This window comes from Mycobacterium sp. ITM-2016-00316, from assembly GCF_002968335.2.
Lineage (GTDB): Bacteria > Actinomycetota > Actinomycetes > Mycobacteriales > Mycobacteriaceae > Mycobacterium.
Genome location: NZ_CP134398.1, coordinates 1393601 through 1406941, shown reverse-complemented (window position 1 = coordinate 1406941; position 13341 = coordinate 1393601). Strand labels below are relative to the sequence as shown.

The 13341-nt window shown below is 68.3% G+C and carries 11 protein-coding genes; 1 reads left to right on the top strand and 10 read right to left on the bottom strand.

All coding sequences use genetic code 11. From position 1 onward, the window contains the following. Window position 1: 1 nt before the first annotated feature. The 3 genes from secA to C6A86_RS06765 all read right to left on the bottom strand — a co-directional run bounded on the left by secA (window position 2) and on the right by C6A86_RS06765 (window position 4605). Window positions 2–2806 (bottom strand): preprotein translocase subunit SecA, encoded by a 2805-nt coding sequence (gene secA / locus C6A86_RS06775; RefSeq protein ID WP_105365542.1) that lies wholly within the window; start codon window positions 2804–2806, stop codon window positions 2–4. A gap of 197 nt (window positions 2807–3003) precedes the next feature. After that, window positions 3004–3639: a ribosome hibernation-promoting factor, HPF/YfiA family gene (gene hpf, locus C6A86_RS06770; protein WP_199196373.1), complete on the bottom strand. Its 636-nt coding sequence runs from the start codon at window positions 3637–3639 to the stop codon at window positions 3004–3006. 336 nt (window positions 3640–3975) lie between these two features. Further along, window positions 3976–4605 (bottom strand): ComF family protein, encoded by a 630-nt coding sequence (locus C6A86_RS06765; RefSeq protein WP_105365570.1) that lies wholly within the window; start codon window positions 4603–4605, stop codon window positions 3976–3978. Between the two features lie 158 nt (window positions 4606–4763). Here C6A86_RS06765 and C6A86_RS06760 point away from each other — a divergent pair, with 158 nt between their 5' ends. After that, window positions 4764–5564 (top strand): SDR family oxidoreductase, encoded by an 801-nt coding sequence (locus C6A86_RS06760; RefSeq protein WP_105365540.1) that lies wholly within the window; start codon window positions 4764–4766, stop codon window positions 5562–5564. Between the two features lie 60 nt (window positions 5565–5624). On the opposite strand, the gene lpqB is transcribed toward C6A86_RS06760, so the two are convergent. The 7 genes from lpqB to C6A86_RS06725 all read right to left on the bottom strand — a co-directional run bounded on the left by lpqB (window position 5625) and on the right by C6A86_RS06725 (window position 13339). After that, window positions 5625–7397 (bottom strand): MtrAB system accessory lipoprotein LpqB, encoded by a 1773-nt coding sequence (gene lpqB, locus C6A86_RS06755; RefSeq protein ID WP_105365539.1) that lies wholly within the window; start codon window positions 7395–7397, stop codon window positions 5625–5627. After that, a complete protein-coding gene (mtrB, locus tag C6A86_RS06750) occupies window positions 7394–9073 on the bottom strand; it encodes an MtrAB system histidine kinase MtrB (RefSeq protein ID WP_105365538.1) in 1680 nt (559 codons plus the stop codon). Before mtrB ends, lpqB begins: the two co-directional genes overlap by 4 nt. 28 nt (window positions 9074–9101) lie before the next feature. Continuing rightward, window positions 9102–9788, bottom strand: coding sequence for a two-component system response regulator MtrA (mtrA, locus tag C6A86_RS06745; RefSeq protein ID WP_057167177.1), 687 nt, complete (start codon window positions 9786–9788; stop codon window positions 9102–9104). Window positions 9789–9861: 73 nt separating this feature from the next. After that, a complete protein-coding gene (locus C6A86_RS06740; protein WP_105365537.1) occupies window positions 9862–10485 on the bottom strand; it encodes a dTMP kinase in 624 nt (207 codons plus the stop codon). Between the two features lie 9 nt (window positions 10486–10494). Continuing rightward, entirely contained in the window at window positions 10495–11310 is an 816-nt protein-coding gene (locus C6A86_RS06735; protein ID WP_105365536.1) for a tetratricopeptide repeat protein, read from the bottom strand. A gap of 74 nt (window positions 11311–11384) precedes the next feature. Further along, a complete protein-coding gene (locus C6A86_RS06730; RefSeq protein WP_396834855.1) occupies window positions 11385–12692 on the bottom strand; it encodes a lipase family protein in 1308 nt (435 codons plus the stop codon). 179 nt (window positions 12693–12871) lie between these two features. Continuing rightward, entirely contained in the window at window positions 12872–13339 is a 468-nt protein-coding gene (locus C6A86_RS06725; RefSeq protein WP_105366150.1) for a hypothetical protein, read from the bottom strand. Window positions 13340–13341: the final 2 nt, after the last annotated feature.

Genomic DNA, 13341 nt, shown 5'->3' with positions numbered 1-13341 from the left:
GTCAGCGCTTGCGGCCCTTGCGCGCCGCCTCGCGGCGTTCCTTGCGGGTCCCGCCGGTGGCGGCGGCGGCGGTGCCGGAGCGCTTCACCTCGGCGGATCCGTCCTCGGCCGGTCCGGAGTACGTCAGCGCGGGCCTACCATTGCCGCCGATACCCTTGGCCTGCACGCCGGCCGGGCGTTCCTTGGTGGCCACCTGGCCCTGTGCTTGATCAGCCGCTGTCGCCGATGCCTTCTCGGCTGCCGCGGCGGCGAACTCGGCCAGTCCCTGTGACATCGGTGTGACCACCGGAGCCGTCTGCGGCGCGGCCTCGACCGCGACGTTGAACAGGAACCCGACCGACTCCTCTTTGAGGCCGTCGAGCATTGCGACGAACATGTCGTAGCCCTCGCGCTGGTATTCGACCAACGGATCGCGCTGGGCCATCGCGCGCAGGCCGATGCCCTCCTTGAGGTAGTCCATCTCGTAGAGGTGCTCACGCCATTTGCGGTCGATCACATTGAGCAGCACATTGCGCTCCAGCTGACGCATCGCGCCCTCGCCACCGATGGCGTCGATCTGTTCCTCGCGGGCGGCGTAGGCGCGTTCGGCATCCTTGACCAGAGCGTCGAGCAGCTCGTCGCGGGTCAGTTCCCCGGGCTCGCCGACGGCATCGGAGTCGATCAGATCGTGGTGATCGATACCGACCGGGTAGAGCGTCTTGAGCGCCTCCCACAGCTTCTCCAGGTCCCAGTCCTCGGAGTAGCCCTCGGACGTCGCCCCGTTCACATAGGCGGTGATGACGTCGACCATCATGTCGTGGGCCTGCTGCGCCAGGTTCTCGCCCTCGAGGATCATCCGGCGCTCCTTGTAGACCACGGTGCGCTGGCGGTTCATCACCTCGTCGTACTTCAGGACGTTCTTGCGGACCTCGAAGTTCTGCTGCTCGACCTGGGTCTGGGCGCTCTTGATGGCGCGGGTGACCATCTTGGCCTCGATCGGCACGTCCTCGGGCAGGTTCAGCCGGGTCAGCAGCGTCTCCAGCGTCGCGCCGTTGAAGCGGCGCATCAACTCGTCGCCCAGTGACAGATAGAAGCGGGATTCGCCCGGATCGCCCTGGCGGCCGGAACGGCCACGCAGCTGGTTGTCGATGCGGCGGGACTCGTGGCGCTCGGTGCCCAGCACGTACAGGCCACCGGCGGCGATGACCTCCTGAGCCTCCGCCTTGGCTTCGGCCTTGATCTTGCTGACCATCGGTTCCCAGGCGGCTTCGTACTCGTCCGGGGTCGCGACCGGATCCAGACCCTGCTCCTTGAGCCGCAGATCGGCGAGGAATTCGACGTTGCCGCCGAGCACGATGTCGGTACCGCGGCCGGCCATGTTGGTGGCGACGGTGATGGCGCCGCGCCGCCCGGCCTCGGCGATGATCTGGGCCTCGGACTCGTGGTACTTGGCGTTGAGGACGTTGTGAGGCACCTTGCGCTTGGTGAACTGGCGCGACAGGTACTCGGATCGCTCGACCGAGGTGGTGCCGATCAGGACCGGCTGGCCCTTCTCGTAGCGTTCCACCACATCGTCGACCACGGCGATGTACTTGGCTTCCTCGGTCTTGTAGATCAGGTCGGACTGGTCCTCGCGGACCATCGGCCGGTTGGTCGGGATGGAGACCACGCCGAGCTTGTAGATCTCGTGCAGCTCGGACGCCTCGGTCTGGGCGGTACCGGTCATCCCGGCGAGCTTGTCGTAGAGCCGGAAGTAGTTCTGCAGCGTGATGGTCGCCAGCGTCTGGTTCTCGGCCTTGATCTCGACGTGCTCCTTGGCCTCGATGGCCTGGTGCATGCCCTCGTTGTAGCGCCGACCCACCAGCACGCGGCCGGTGAACTCGTCGACGATCACGACCTCACCGTTGCGCACGATGTAGTCCTTGTCGCGCAGGAAGAGTTCCTTGGCCTTGAGGCAGTTGTTCAGGTAGCTGACCAGCGGCGAGTTGGCGGCCTCGTAGAGATTCTCGATACCGAGCTGATCCTCGACGAACTCCACCCCCAGCTCGTGCACGCCGATCGTGCGCTTGCGCAGGTCCACCTCGTAGTGGACGTCCTTCTCCATCAACGGGGCCAGCCGGGCGAACTCGCTGTACCAGTGCGAGGCGCCATCGGCCGGGCCCGAGATGATCAGCGGGGTACGGGCCTCGTCGATGAGGATCGAGTCGACCTCGTCGACGATGGCGTAGTTGTGGCCGCGCTGCACCATCTCCGCCACGGAGTGCGCCATGTTGTCGCGCAGGTAGTCGAAGCCGAACTCGTTGTTCGTGCCGTAGGTGATGTCGGCGGCATAGGCGACGCGGCGCTCATCGGGGGTCAGGCCGGACAGGATGACACCGACGTCGAGACCCAGGAACCGGTGGATACGGCCCATCTGCTCGCTATCGCGTTTGGCCAGGTAGTCGTTGACGGTGACCAGGTGCACGCCCTTGCCGGCCAGGGCGTTGAGGTAGGCCGGCAGCACCGCGGTCAGGGTCTTGCCCTCACCGGTCTTCATCTCGGCGACATTGCCGAAGTGCAATGCCGCGCCGCCCATCAGCTGGACGTCGAAGGGTTTCTGGCCGAGCACCCGCCAGGCCGCCTCACGTGCCACCGCGAAGGCCTCGGGCAGCAGGTCATCGAGGTCTTCGCCGCCGTCGACCCGCTTGCGGAACTCGTCGGTCTTGGCACGCAGCTCGGCGTCTGACAGCTTCTCGACATCGTCGGACAAGGTGTTGACGTAGTCAGCCACCTTCTTCAGCCGCTTGACCATGCGGCCTTCACCGAGACGGAGCAACTTATCGAGCACGCTATTTCCCCTGTGGGTTGATGAATGGTGCCGGCCGGTCGAGGCGTCCGACCAATCCGGTCGCCGCGCACCTACCTGCCGCTAATCCATCGTAGGCGACCGAAAGAAATCGCTGCCTGAAAGTGTCCTGCGGGGCGCGCCCGCGCATGCAGCGAGCCCCCGGCTTCTCCGCCGGGGGCTCGCGCAGGGCGGCCGGCTCAGGCCAGCCGGATGAGTCCGTAGTCGTAGGCGTGACGGCGGTACACCACCGAGGGCCGATCGGATTCCTTGTCGTGGAACAGGAAGAAGTCATGCCCGACGAGTTCCATCTCGTAGAGAGCGTCGTCGATGCTCATGGGCGTGGCTTCGTGTTCTTTGGTGCGCACGATGCGGCCGGGTTCGTGGTCGGGTTCGACGGCGAACGGGTCCTGCGGTGCGGGTTCGTCGACTGCTGCCAGCTCCGCGGTGGCCTCGTGAACCGAGACGGGCGTCTTGTCCCCGTAGTGGATCTTGCGACGATCCTTGCTGCGGCGCAGTCGTGCTTCGAGTTTGCTTGCCGCCGACTCCAGTGCCGCGTAGAAGCTGTCTGCGCAGGCCTCGCCGCGCACCACCGGGCCGCGACCGCGCGCGGTGATCTCGACGTGCTGACAGTTCTTGCGCTGGCGCCGGTTCTTCTCATGGTCGAGTTCGACGTCGAACAGGTAGATGGTTCTGTCGAAACGCTCCAACCGCGACAACTTCTCCGAGACGTACACCCGGAAATGGTCGGGAACCTCGACGTTGCGGCCCTTGACGACGACGTCGGCGTTGAGCACCGGCGCTTCCGTCGACTGGTCGCGGTCTTCGAGGACCATGGTGGAGTTGTTGGTTTCCACGGAATTCGTTGACATGCTTGACAACTCATTTCTGTCGGAAGTCGCACGCGCATCGCGTGCCCGGATCGTCACAAATACGCCGTCGGCACGTTGCATGTCGCTGCGCCCGCCGGCGTCAGGTGTCGGGTAATCACCTCCAACCGCACTAGGGCAGTCCCGGTACCGCACGGGCGCCCGTACCGGGTGCCGCCGTGAGAAACACGGGTTGTTGGACCCGACGGTAGTCCGTGTTCACCTGACTGTGCCACCAATTTCGCAGACCTGTTTTGAAGTCTTCATCTCCCAGCAATAGTGCGGGCTGTTTTCCCGCCGCTTTCATGCATCGGCCAGCGCCAGCACCGCGTGTACCTCCACCCCGGCTGTTTGCAGGGCACGTACCGACTCACAGGCGGTCGCACCCGTGGTGACGACGTCGTCGAACACCACGGCGGGCCCGGACACCCGCCGCAGCAGCCGCACCCGGCCGGCCAGATTGCGCTGCCGGTCCGCGCTGGACAGGCCCACGGAGTCCCGGGCGAAACCGGTCAGGCGCAGCGCCGAAACCACGGTGATACCGGGCAGATCCGCGGCCGCCGCGAGTGCCACCCGGGTCACGGGGTCGCCACCGCGCCTGCGGGCGGCCATCCGCCGGGTCGGGGCGGGCACCAGGGTCAGCGGCGCGTCGAGCAGCCCCCAGCCGAGCAGCCGGGCCAGTCCGATGTGCAGGGCAGCGGCCAGCGGGGCGACCAGATCGGCCCGGCCGTGTTCCTTGACGGCCACGATCGCCTGCCGGCGGGCGGCGGCGTACCGGCCCAGCGACAGCACCGGAACCCCGGGATCCAGGCGCGGTGTCACCAGCCGGGGTGCGGCCGCGCCGGCGGCCAGCAGCCCCGCACAGGTCGGGCACCACCGCGTCGACGGCGCGGCGCAGCCGCCGCACTCCAGCGGGAGGATGAGGTCCAGCAGCATGCGCCCAGTGTCGGTGGGAGGTCCGACATTGCCGGCCTCCAACCTTGGCGAAACTCGCGTACCCGGGGTGAATCCGCCGCCGGCGGGAACACCGGGTACGCGAGTTTCGCCGGCATGCGGGCGCATACCGTTGCCATTACGGTTACCATTTCGGCATGTTCACGGGTAAGCAGGCCATCGTGACCGGAGCCGGATCCGGCATCGGTGCCGCCCTGTGCCGTGCCCTGAGCATGGCCGGCGCCGAGGTCGTGTGCACCGACATCGACGCAGCCGCGGCGGCACGCACCGCCGAACCCCTCGGCGCGCGGTGGAGCGGGCTCGACGTCGCGGACGGCGCCGCGGTCGCCGAATGTGTCGACGAGGTGGTCGACCGTGCCGGGCGGATCGACCTGATGTTCAACAACGCCGGCATCACCTGGGGCGGTGACACCGAGCTGCTGACCCTGGACCAGTGGAACGCGATCATCGACGTCAACATCCGCGGTGTCGTGCACGGGGTGGCGGCCGCCTACCCGGTGATGGTGAAACAGGGCCACGGCCACATCGTGAACACCGCGTCGATGGCTGGACTGGCCGCCGCCGGGCAGATCACCAGCTACGTGATGAGCAAGCACGCCGTCGTGGGGCTGTCCCTGGCGCTGCGGTCCGAGGCCGCGGGCCGCGGGGTCGGAGTGCTGGCCATCTGCCCGACCGCCGTCGAGACGCCGATCCTGGACAAGGGCTCCGTCGGCGGCTTCGTCGGCCGAGACTTCTACCGGATGGGCCAGCGCAGTACGACGTTCGCCTCCGCCGACGAGCTGGCCGCCGCCACCCTGCGGGCCATCGAAGGCAACAAAGCGCTGTTGGTCTGGCCGCGACAGGCCCGCATGGCATGGCGGTTCGCCCGGTACGCGCCGGGACTGCTACAGCGCATGTCGATCGGGTTCGTCGCCAAACAGCGTGCGGCCCAGGGCTAAACACCCCGTCGCTTCGCTCGCCCCAGGGCTAAACACCCCGTCGCTTCGCTCGCCCCAGCGTTAACCAGGCAGGACCGGCAGCGCGCCGGCGATCATCAGCGGCCGCACCTCCGACCAGGCGAGGTCGTCGTCGGCGGCCGAACCGGACAGCTGCAACACCCCGCGCCGGTCGGCGACGTAGACCGTCGACGGGTTCGCCGCCACCACCGTCACCGGGCCGGCCAGGTTCCCGCTGGGTCCGTCGGAGTTCACGCCGTCGAGGTTGACGTAGGACACCGGATGGGCACCGTCGGTGCGGGTGACCACGATGTCGTCGCCGGTGCGCCAGGACAGTGACACCGCCGTGTCCCCCAGCCCGAAGCCGAGGCGGCGCGGGTAGGTCAGGGCGTACCCACCGCCGGGCGTCTGCTCCACCCCGGCCAGGATCACCCGCCCGTCGATCACCATCGCCGCCCGGGTGCCGTCGCGGGACAGCTGCAATTCGGTGATGGCGCCGGGGAACCTGGCCGACAGCGCAGTCGAGTCCACCGGGATGCGGGCGGGCTGCCCCGATGCGTCCTGCAGCACCCGGACCACGTTGACGCCGTCGACCACGATCCAGATGGCATCGTCGAGCGACCAGCTGGGCCGGGTCAGGGTGCGGCCGTCCAGGGCCTGGCCGGCGGCACCGCCGATCGGGCCGATCCACAACGAGGACGCCATATCCGGCGCGCCCCGCCGCAACACCATCACCGAGGCCACTTCCTGCCCGGAACGCGACAACGCCGCCGACACCTGATCGGGCATCTGTCCGAACGGGCCCGGCACCCGGGGCGCACGCTGGCCGTCCAGCGACACCAGCGATCCACCCACCAGGGCGTGCAGGCCCGCGCCTGCGCCGTCGGCGGCACCCGGATCGGTGGCCGCGACGTCGGCGGTGTCCCAGCCCTCGGCGAAGCGGTCGTCCAGCGCCGCGCCGTCCACATTGATCACATAGGGGCCGTTGATACCGGACCGCGACAGCGTCCAGATGATCTGCGCGGCAAGCAGTTGGCGGGTGTGCGGATCGGTCGTCGACAGATTCTCCAGCTCGATGCGGGCACCGCCATAACCGCGGCCCACCCCGGTCTTGCCGCCGTCGGCGCGGGTCACGGGACCGCGCAGCCGCAGTGGTGCGGCCAGCAGGTTGCGCACCGTGCGCGCCATCTCGGGTCGCGGTCCGGCGATCAGCTTGCTCATCAGCTCGGTGGCCAGCTGATCGGAATCGGCGACCGCGACATAGCGGGGATCGGGCACCACGGTGTTTCCGGTCGGGTCGGTGAAGTAGAGGGTGTTGCGTTTGTAGGTCTGCTGAAACTGCTGCCAGTCCAGGAAGACTCCGTTGGGCAGCCGGTCGATGCGCCAGCCTCCGGGGGTCTTCACCAGTTCGATCGGGCCGGGGTCGGGCAGCGCCCCTTCGGCCGTCTCGAACACCCCGAGCTCGGAGAGCGAGCCGAGGATGTCGGCCTGCATGCTCACCGTGACCAGGTCGGGCCGACGCGTCTCGGTGAACACGACGCGGTCGATCAACAACGCGCTGCCGGCGTCATCCCAGCCCCGCGAGGCGGATTCGGTGAGGAACTGCCGGGCTGCCAGATGCCGGTTGGCGGGATCGGCGGTGGCCTTGAGGAATTCGCGCAACAGCACGTCGGGCTCCATGCCGGGCGTCGGCGTGGGCAGGCTCGGCGGCGCGGGGCGTTCGACGGTCCCGATCGCTTGCGGCGCAGAGGAACTCGGCACCCCGGCACAGCCGGCGGTGGTGACGGCGAGCACGGTGGCCACGGCCAGGCAGAAGGCCCTCACGGCGGGTGTCATACCCCCTCCGACTCACGGTCGCGCCGGAGCGCGGGATCCTTGACCCGCGCCTGCGGTCCGGTGGATCCGCCCGACAGTCCGGGCGGCTTGAGCGGCAACGGACTCGTGGTGACCTTGTGGCCGCGCACCAGCGGCAGGGTCAGCCGGAAACAGGCGCCCTTGCCCGGCTCACCCCACGCCTCCAGGCGGCCCTGGTGCAGCCTGGCGTCCTCGATGCTGATGGCCAGCCCCAGCCCGGTGCCCCCGGAGCGGCGCACCCGCGACGGATCGGAGCGCCAGAACCGGCTGAACACCAGCTTTTCCTCGCCGGGACGCAGCCCGACACCGTGATCGCGGACGGTGACGGCGACGGTGTCCTCGTCGGCGGCCATCCGGATCTCCACCGATTTGCGTTCGGCGTGGTCGATGGCGTTGGCGATCAGGTTGCGCAGGATGCGTTCCGCCCGGCGCGGATCGACCTCGGCGATCACCCCGTCGGTCGGCATGTCGACATCGAGCTGCACGCCGGCGTCGGCCGCAAGGTGACCGACGTTGTCCAGGGCGCTCTGCACGGTGGAGCGCAGATCGACCGCCTCCACCGCCAGTTCGGCGACACCGGCATCGTGGCGGGAGATCTCCAGCAGGTCGGCCAGCAGCGTCTCGAAGCGGTCGAGTTCGTTGACCATCAGTTCGGTCGAGCGGCGCAGCGCCGGATCCAGATCGTCGCTGTGGTCGTGGATCAGGTCGGCGGCCATCCGCACCGTGGTCAGCGGGGTGCGCAGCTCATGGCTGACATCGGAGGTGAAGCGGCGCTGCAGGTTTCCGAACTCTTCGAGCTGGGTGATCTGACGGGACAGGCTCTCGGCCATGTCGTTGAACGAGACCGCCAGCCGCGCCATGTCGTCCTCACCGCGCACCGGCATGCGCTCGGTGAGATGGCCCTCGGCGAAGCGTTCGGCGATCCTGGACGCCGAACGCACCGGCAGCACGATCTGGCGGGCCACCAGCAGCGCGATCGCCGCGAGCAACCCGAGCAGCACGATGCCGCCGGTGGCCATCGTGCCGCGTACCAGTGCGATGGTGGATTCCTCGTTGTTCAACGGGAAGATCAGGTACAGCTCAAGATTGGTGACCGACGAGGTGCTGGGGCTTCCGACGATCAGCGCCGGCCCGGAGAACCCGTCGGTGTGCACGGTCGCGTACTGGTAACTGACCTGCCCGGCCTGCACGAAGTCGCGCAGCGCCTCGGGCACCTGCTGTACCGGGCCCGCGGCAGTGGCCGCGCGGGGGCCGTCGCCGGGCACGACGAGCACCGCGTCGTAGGCGCCGGCGAGTCCCGGCCCGGAGTCGGCCTTGCGATCGATGAGGGTGTTGCGGGCCAGTTGCAGGCTGCTGTCCAGCGAGCGGGTCTCCTCACCGCCGACGATGCCGCCGACGGTGTCGCGGGCGCGCTCGATCTCCTCGGTGGCGGCGCGCACCTTGACTTCCAGGATGCGATCGGTGATCTGGCTGGTCAGCACGAAGCCGAGGACCAGGATGACCGCGAGCGAGAGCCCCAGCGTCAGGGACACCACCCGCAACTGCAGGGACCGCCGCCAGGCGTAGCTGACCGCGCGGCCCACCGCGCCCAGCCCACGCAGCATCGGGGACGGGCCACGAAAACGGCTACGGACCCGGCGTCGCGTACCCCAGATCACGAGCGCCGCCCGACCGCGGGCCCACCGATCACGGAGGTCCGGCCTTGTATCCCACTCCTCGAACGGTCAACACCACCTGCGGGTTCTCCGGGTCGGTCTCCACCTTGGCCCGGAGCCGCTGGACATGCACGTTCACCAACCGGGTGTCCGCGGGATGCCGATAGCCCCACACCTGCTCGAGCAGCACATCACGAGTGAACACCTGGCGCGGTTTGCGCGCCAGTGCCACCAGCAGGTCGAACTCCAGCGGTGTCAGCGAAATCTGCTCACCGGCGCGGGTGACCTTGTGCGCGGGGACATCGATCTCGATGTCATGGATGGACAGCATCTCGGCGGGCTCGTCGTCGTTGCGTCGCAACCGGGCCCGCACCCGGGCCACCAGTTCCTTCGGCTTGAACGGCTTCATCACGTAGTCATCGGCACCGGATTCCAGCCCGAGAACCACGTCGACGGTGTCGGTCTTGGCGGTCAGCATGACGATCGGCACGCCGGAGTCGGCGCGCAGCACGCGGCACACGTCGATACCGTTCATGCCCGGCAGCATCAGGTCGAGCAGCACCAGATCGGGCCGCAATTCACGGACGGCGGTCAGCGCCTGGCTGCCGTCTCCGATGACAGCGGTGTCGAAGCCCTCCCCGCGCAGCACGATGGTGAGCATCTCAGCCAGCGAGGGATCGTCATCGACGACCAGGATCCGTTGCCTCATGGTGACCATGGTGTCACCACAAGGCGACAAAACCGGGGTGCCACGCTGGTGTCTCGGGGTTATCCGCCGAGCGTGGTCGCGGCTAGAGCTGCGCGGCAAGCTCCGCCGGGTCGGCATCCGGAGGCACGACCACCCACGCACCCGCCCAGTTCGCGGCCGCCAGGCCGGCGTAGGCCGCGGCGGTCCGCTGCTGCAGGCCGCGATCGCGTTCATACGCGTCGCGCGCCCGGTCGGCCTGCTGCTCGGCACGGTGGCGCGCGCGCTGGTCGGCCAGCTCGACCGAAACGTCGAGCAGCAGTTGAAAATCCGGCTTGGGCAACCCGAACCTGCCGAATTCCAGGGCATACACCCAGTCGACGACCTCGCCGTCGATGTCCTGATTCAGGCGGGCCGCGCTGTAGGCGGCGTTGGAGGCGACGTAGCGGTCCAGGATCAGGACGTCGTGGCCGGCCGACAGCCGCTCGACGTCGTCCCTGGCGCCCGCACGGTCCAGCGCGAACAGCGTCGCCATCGCGTACACCGAATCGGTGAGGTCGCCATGCTGTCCGTGCAGCGCCTCGGCGGCCAGGTCGGCGTGCACCGATGCGCCGTAGCGCGGGAAGGCCAGGGAGGCGACCGACTTCCCGTCGGCCTCCAGCGCCGCGCGCAGTCCGTCGGTCAACGTGCGCTTACCGGCACCGTCCAGGCCTTCGATCACAATCAGCACGCTGCGAGCCTAGGCGCCGGTCATCCAGCCCAGCACCGTCAGGCCCACCATGCCGATCAGCAGTAGGGGCCCGGCGACGCCGGCCAGACTCGGCGCGCCGACGGCGGTGACCAGACCGGCGATGACGGCCACGGCCAGGAATGCAAGACGCACGCCGAGGAGTAACCGTGTGCGCAACACCACTCGCAGTGCCGGTGCGGGCACCGTACGGAAGGTCCAGACGATCGCGGTGATCAAGGGCGCCGTCAGCATGACGGCGAGCACTCGGGGCAACAAGGACGGCAATCCCTCGTCATATATCGCTGTCACCACGATCAGCGCCGCGGCCAGCAGGACCACCCACGCCGTCGCCCAGCGCAGTACACGGGTGAGCGCCAGGGTGATGTTTCCCAGCGCCAGCGGCGCCAGGCCGGGGTCCAGCCGACCGGCCTCCAGCAGGCCACGCACCGCCTTGGTGGTGGTGCCCATCCGCAGTCTGCTGACCGCCAGATTGTGCACTGCCAGCGCATGTTCGGGTTGCAGACGCAGCGCCTGCAGGTAGTCGGCTTCGGCCGTATGGGCACCCGACAAGGAGCGGCGCAGGTCCCCGCGCAGCACCAGCGCATCCGGGAAGCTCGGACTCAACCGCAGTGCCTGCTCGACGACCGCCACAGCGTCGTCGTCGCGCCCGGACTCACGCAACAGGCTGGCGTAGGTGTAGTGCGCCAGAGCCGAATCGGGATGGGCAGTGGCCGTCTGCCAGGCCAATGTCAGTGCCTCGGCCACCCGGCCCTGCCCGTACAGCGCAAGCGCCTGTGATCCCATGGCGGCGACATCGCCCGGCATATCCCCCTCCTCGGCAGGCGCGCAGAAGGTGACGGGCAATCACCCCGATCCCGCCACCGACAACACATTCGACCTTAGAACTGCCCGCAGTTCGGTGCCGTCGGTACCCCGTTGAACCGGTCGGCGACCCACTGCAAGGCCGGTTCACCGTCGACCGCCATCGGCAGCGCGTGGTTGATCACCAGCTTGTTGAAAATCGGCGGACCCTCGTTGGTGCGGAACTCGACATCGCTGCCCTTGGCGCACCAGTCCTTGCCGAGTTGCACCACCGGCGCGTAAGGCACCAGCGGGTCATAGCGGTTGCTGTTGAGCAGCACCGGGGCATTGGGTTTCAGCGTGCCGAGCTTCTGCAGATCGAAGATTCCGCGGAACTGCGGGTCGTTCAACAGCTCCGGGATCGGATGGTTGAAGTAGGGCTGCAGGTGCCGGAACATGAACTTGGTGACCGTCTCCCCGACACACTGATCCCTGGTCTTGTCGACGAAGTCCATCCCGCGCGGGGTGAGCAGCGCCCGGATCTTGGGCGCGGCCTCCGGGTAGCCCTGCATGACGCTGTTGAGCGCGTAGCCGATCACCCCGACCAGCGCGCTGCCGTCGGCGTACGGGATCAGGTCGACAAGGTCGGCGGGCGGGGCGCCCGCATAGGTGCCGACGACATTGAGCTCGGGGGCGTAGGCCGACGCCAGTTCGGCGGCCGAACCGGCTGCCCCGCCGCCCTGCGAGTAGCCCCAGAAGGCAACGGGCCCACCGGGTGTCAGCGACGTGCCCGGCAACTTGCCAGCGGCTCGCGCCGCGTCGAGCATCGCGTGCCCCTGGGACAGCCGGTTGACGTAGGTATGCGTCGTACCGATGGTGCCCAGACCCTCGTAGTCGGTCATCAGGACCGCAAACCCGCGGTTCACCATGGTGTTCACGAACCCGGACTCGTAGTTGACCATGATGTCCAGATATGGCGACCAGTGGATGCCCTGGTTGAACTGCCGCGACGGTGCGCACTGGTCGCCCTGCCCCTGCGTTCCGGGACCGAACACGATCAGCGGGCGCGGGCCCTGTCCCGGCCAGGCGTTGAACGGCTCGAAGTAGGTGCCGGTCACCACATTCGGATTGCCTCGGCCGTCCGTGCTGCGGTACATGACGCGCGTGCCAGTGGCATTGAGCCTGCCGACCTGACCGGACGGCTCGATCACCAACCGGGACGGCTCGGTGCGGACCAGCTCGCCCGGCGGGACGTCCGGCAACGGATTCGGTGGCGTGTAGAACGCGGTGTACTCGTCCTCGTTGTAGTACGGATACCAGTCGTCGGCATGCGCCAAACCAGTTGCGAGACAACTGATGACGAACCCCAAAGACACCACGACAAACACAGCCCCGGCCCGAATCACTACCGGACAGTAACAAACAGGTAGCCGAATGGCTACGGATTCATCACATGTCGTTCACGGGCGCAGATGTAACGCTGATCAACCGACGACCAGCAAAAACAACGGACACATTTGCTCGGTCGCCGAGCATGGCAGGAATCCGGCGACGCGCGAGCTACCGACCTCGTCGCCGGGGGCGGTCAGTCCAGGCTGGTCGCCTGCAGCACGAGCGTGGCCGTAGCCCGGTCCAGGAACGCGTACGTGCTGGTGGAAGCCGAGGAGAACCCCGCATCGAGAAGTTCGCCGGTGAGGAAGGGGCCGGCCGGCACCTCGGCCGACAGTGCGTCCTGAACTTTGGGCGCGCGACCGGTGTCGGTCGGCTCGAACTGGGTCATCATCGCCTCGGCCACGGCCGGCGACAGCGTCACGACGGCGTCCGTGAAGCGCACGTCGGCGGCTCCGGCTGCCGGGTCCCCCCACTGCAGCCAGGCCACCGAAACGGGTGCGCCGATACCGGGAAACACCTTGACCAGACCGGGGATATCGCGATGGACCTCGGTCGGCGGGGGCGGCGATACCGGAGCCGCCACCTCCTGCGACGGCGCGGAACAGCCGATTGCCACGGCGGCACCGAGTGCCGCCGTGGCAATACCGCGCAGGATCCGCACGG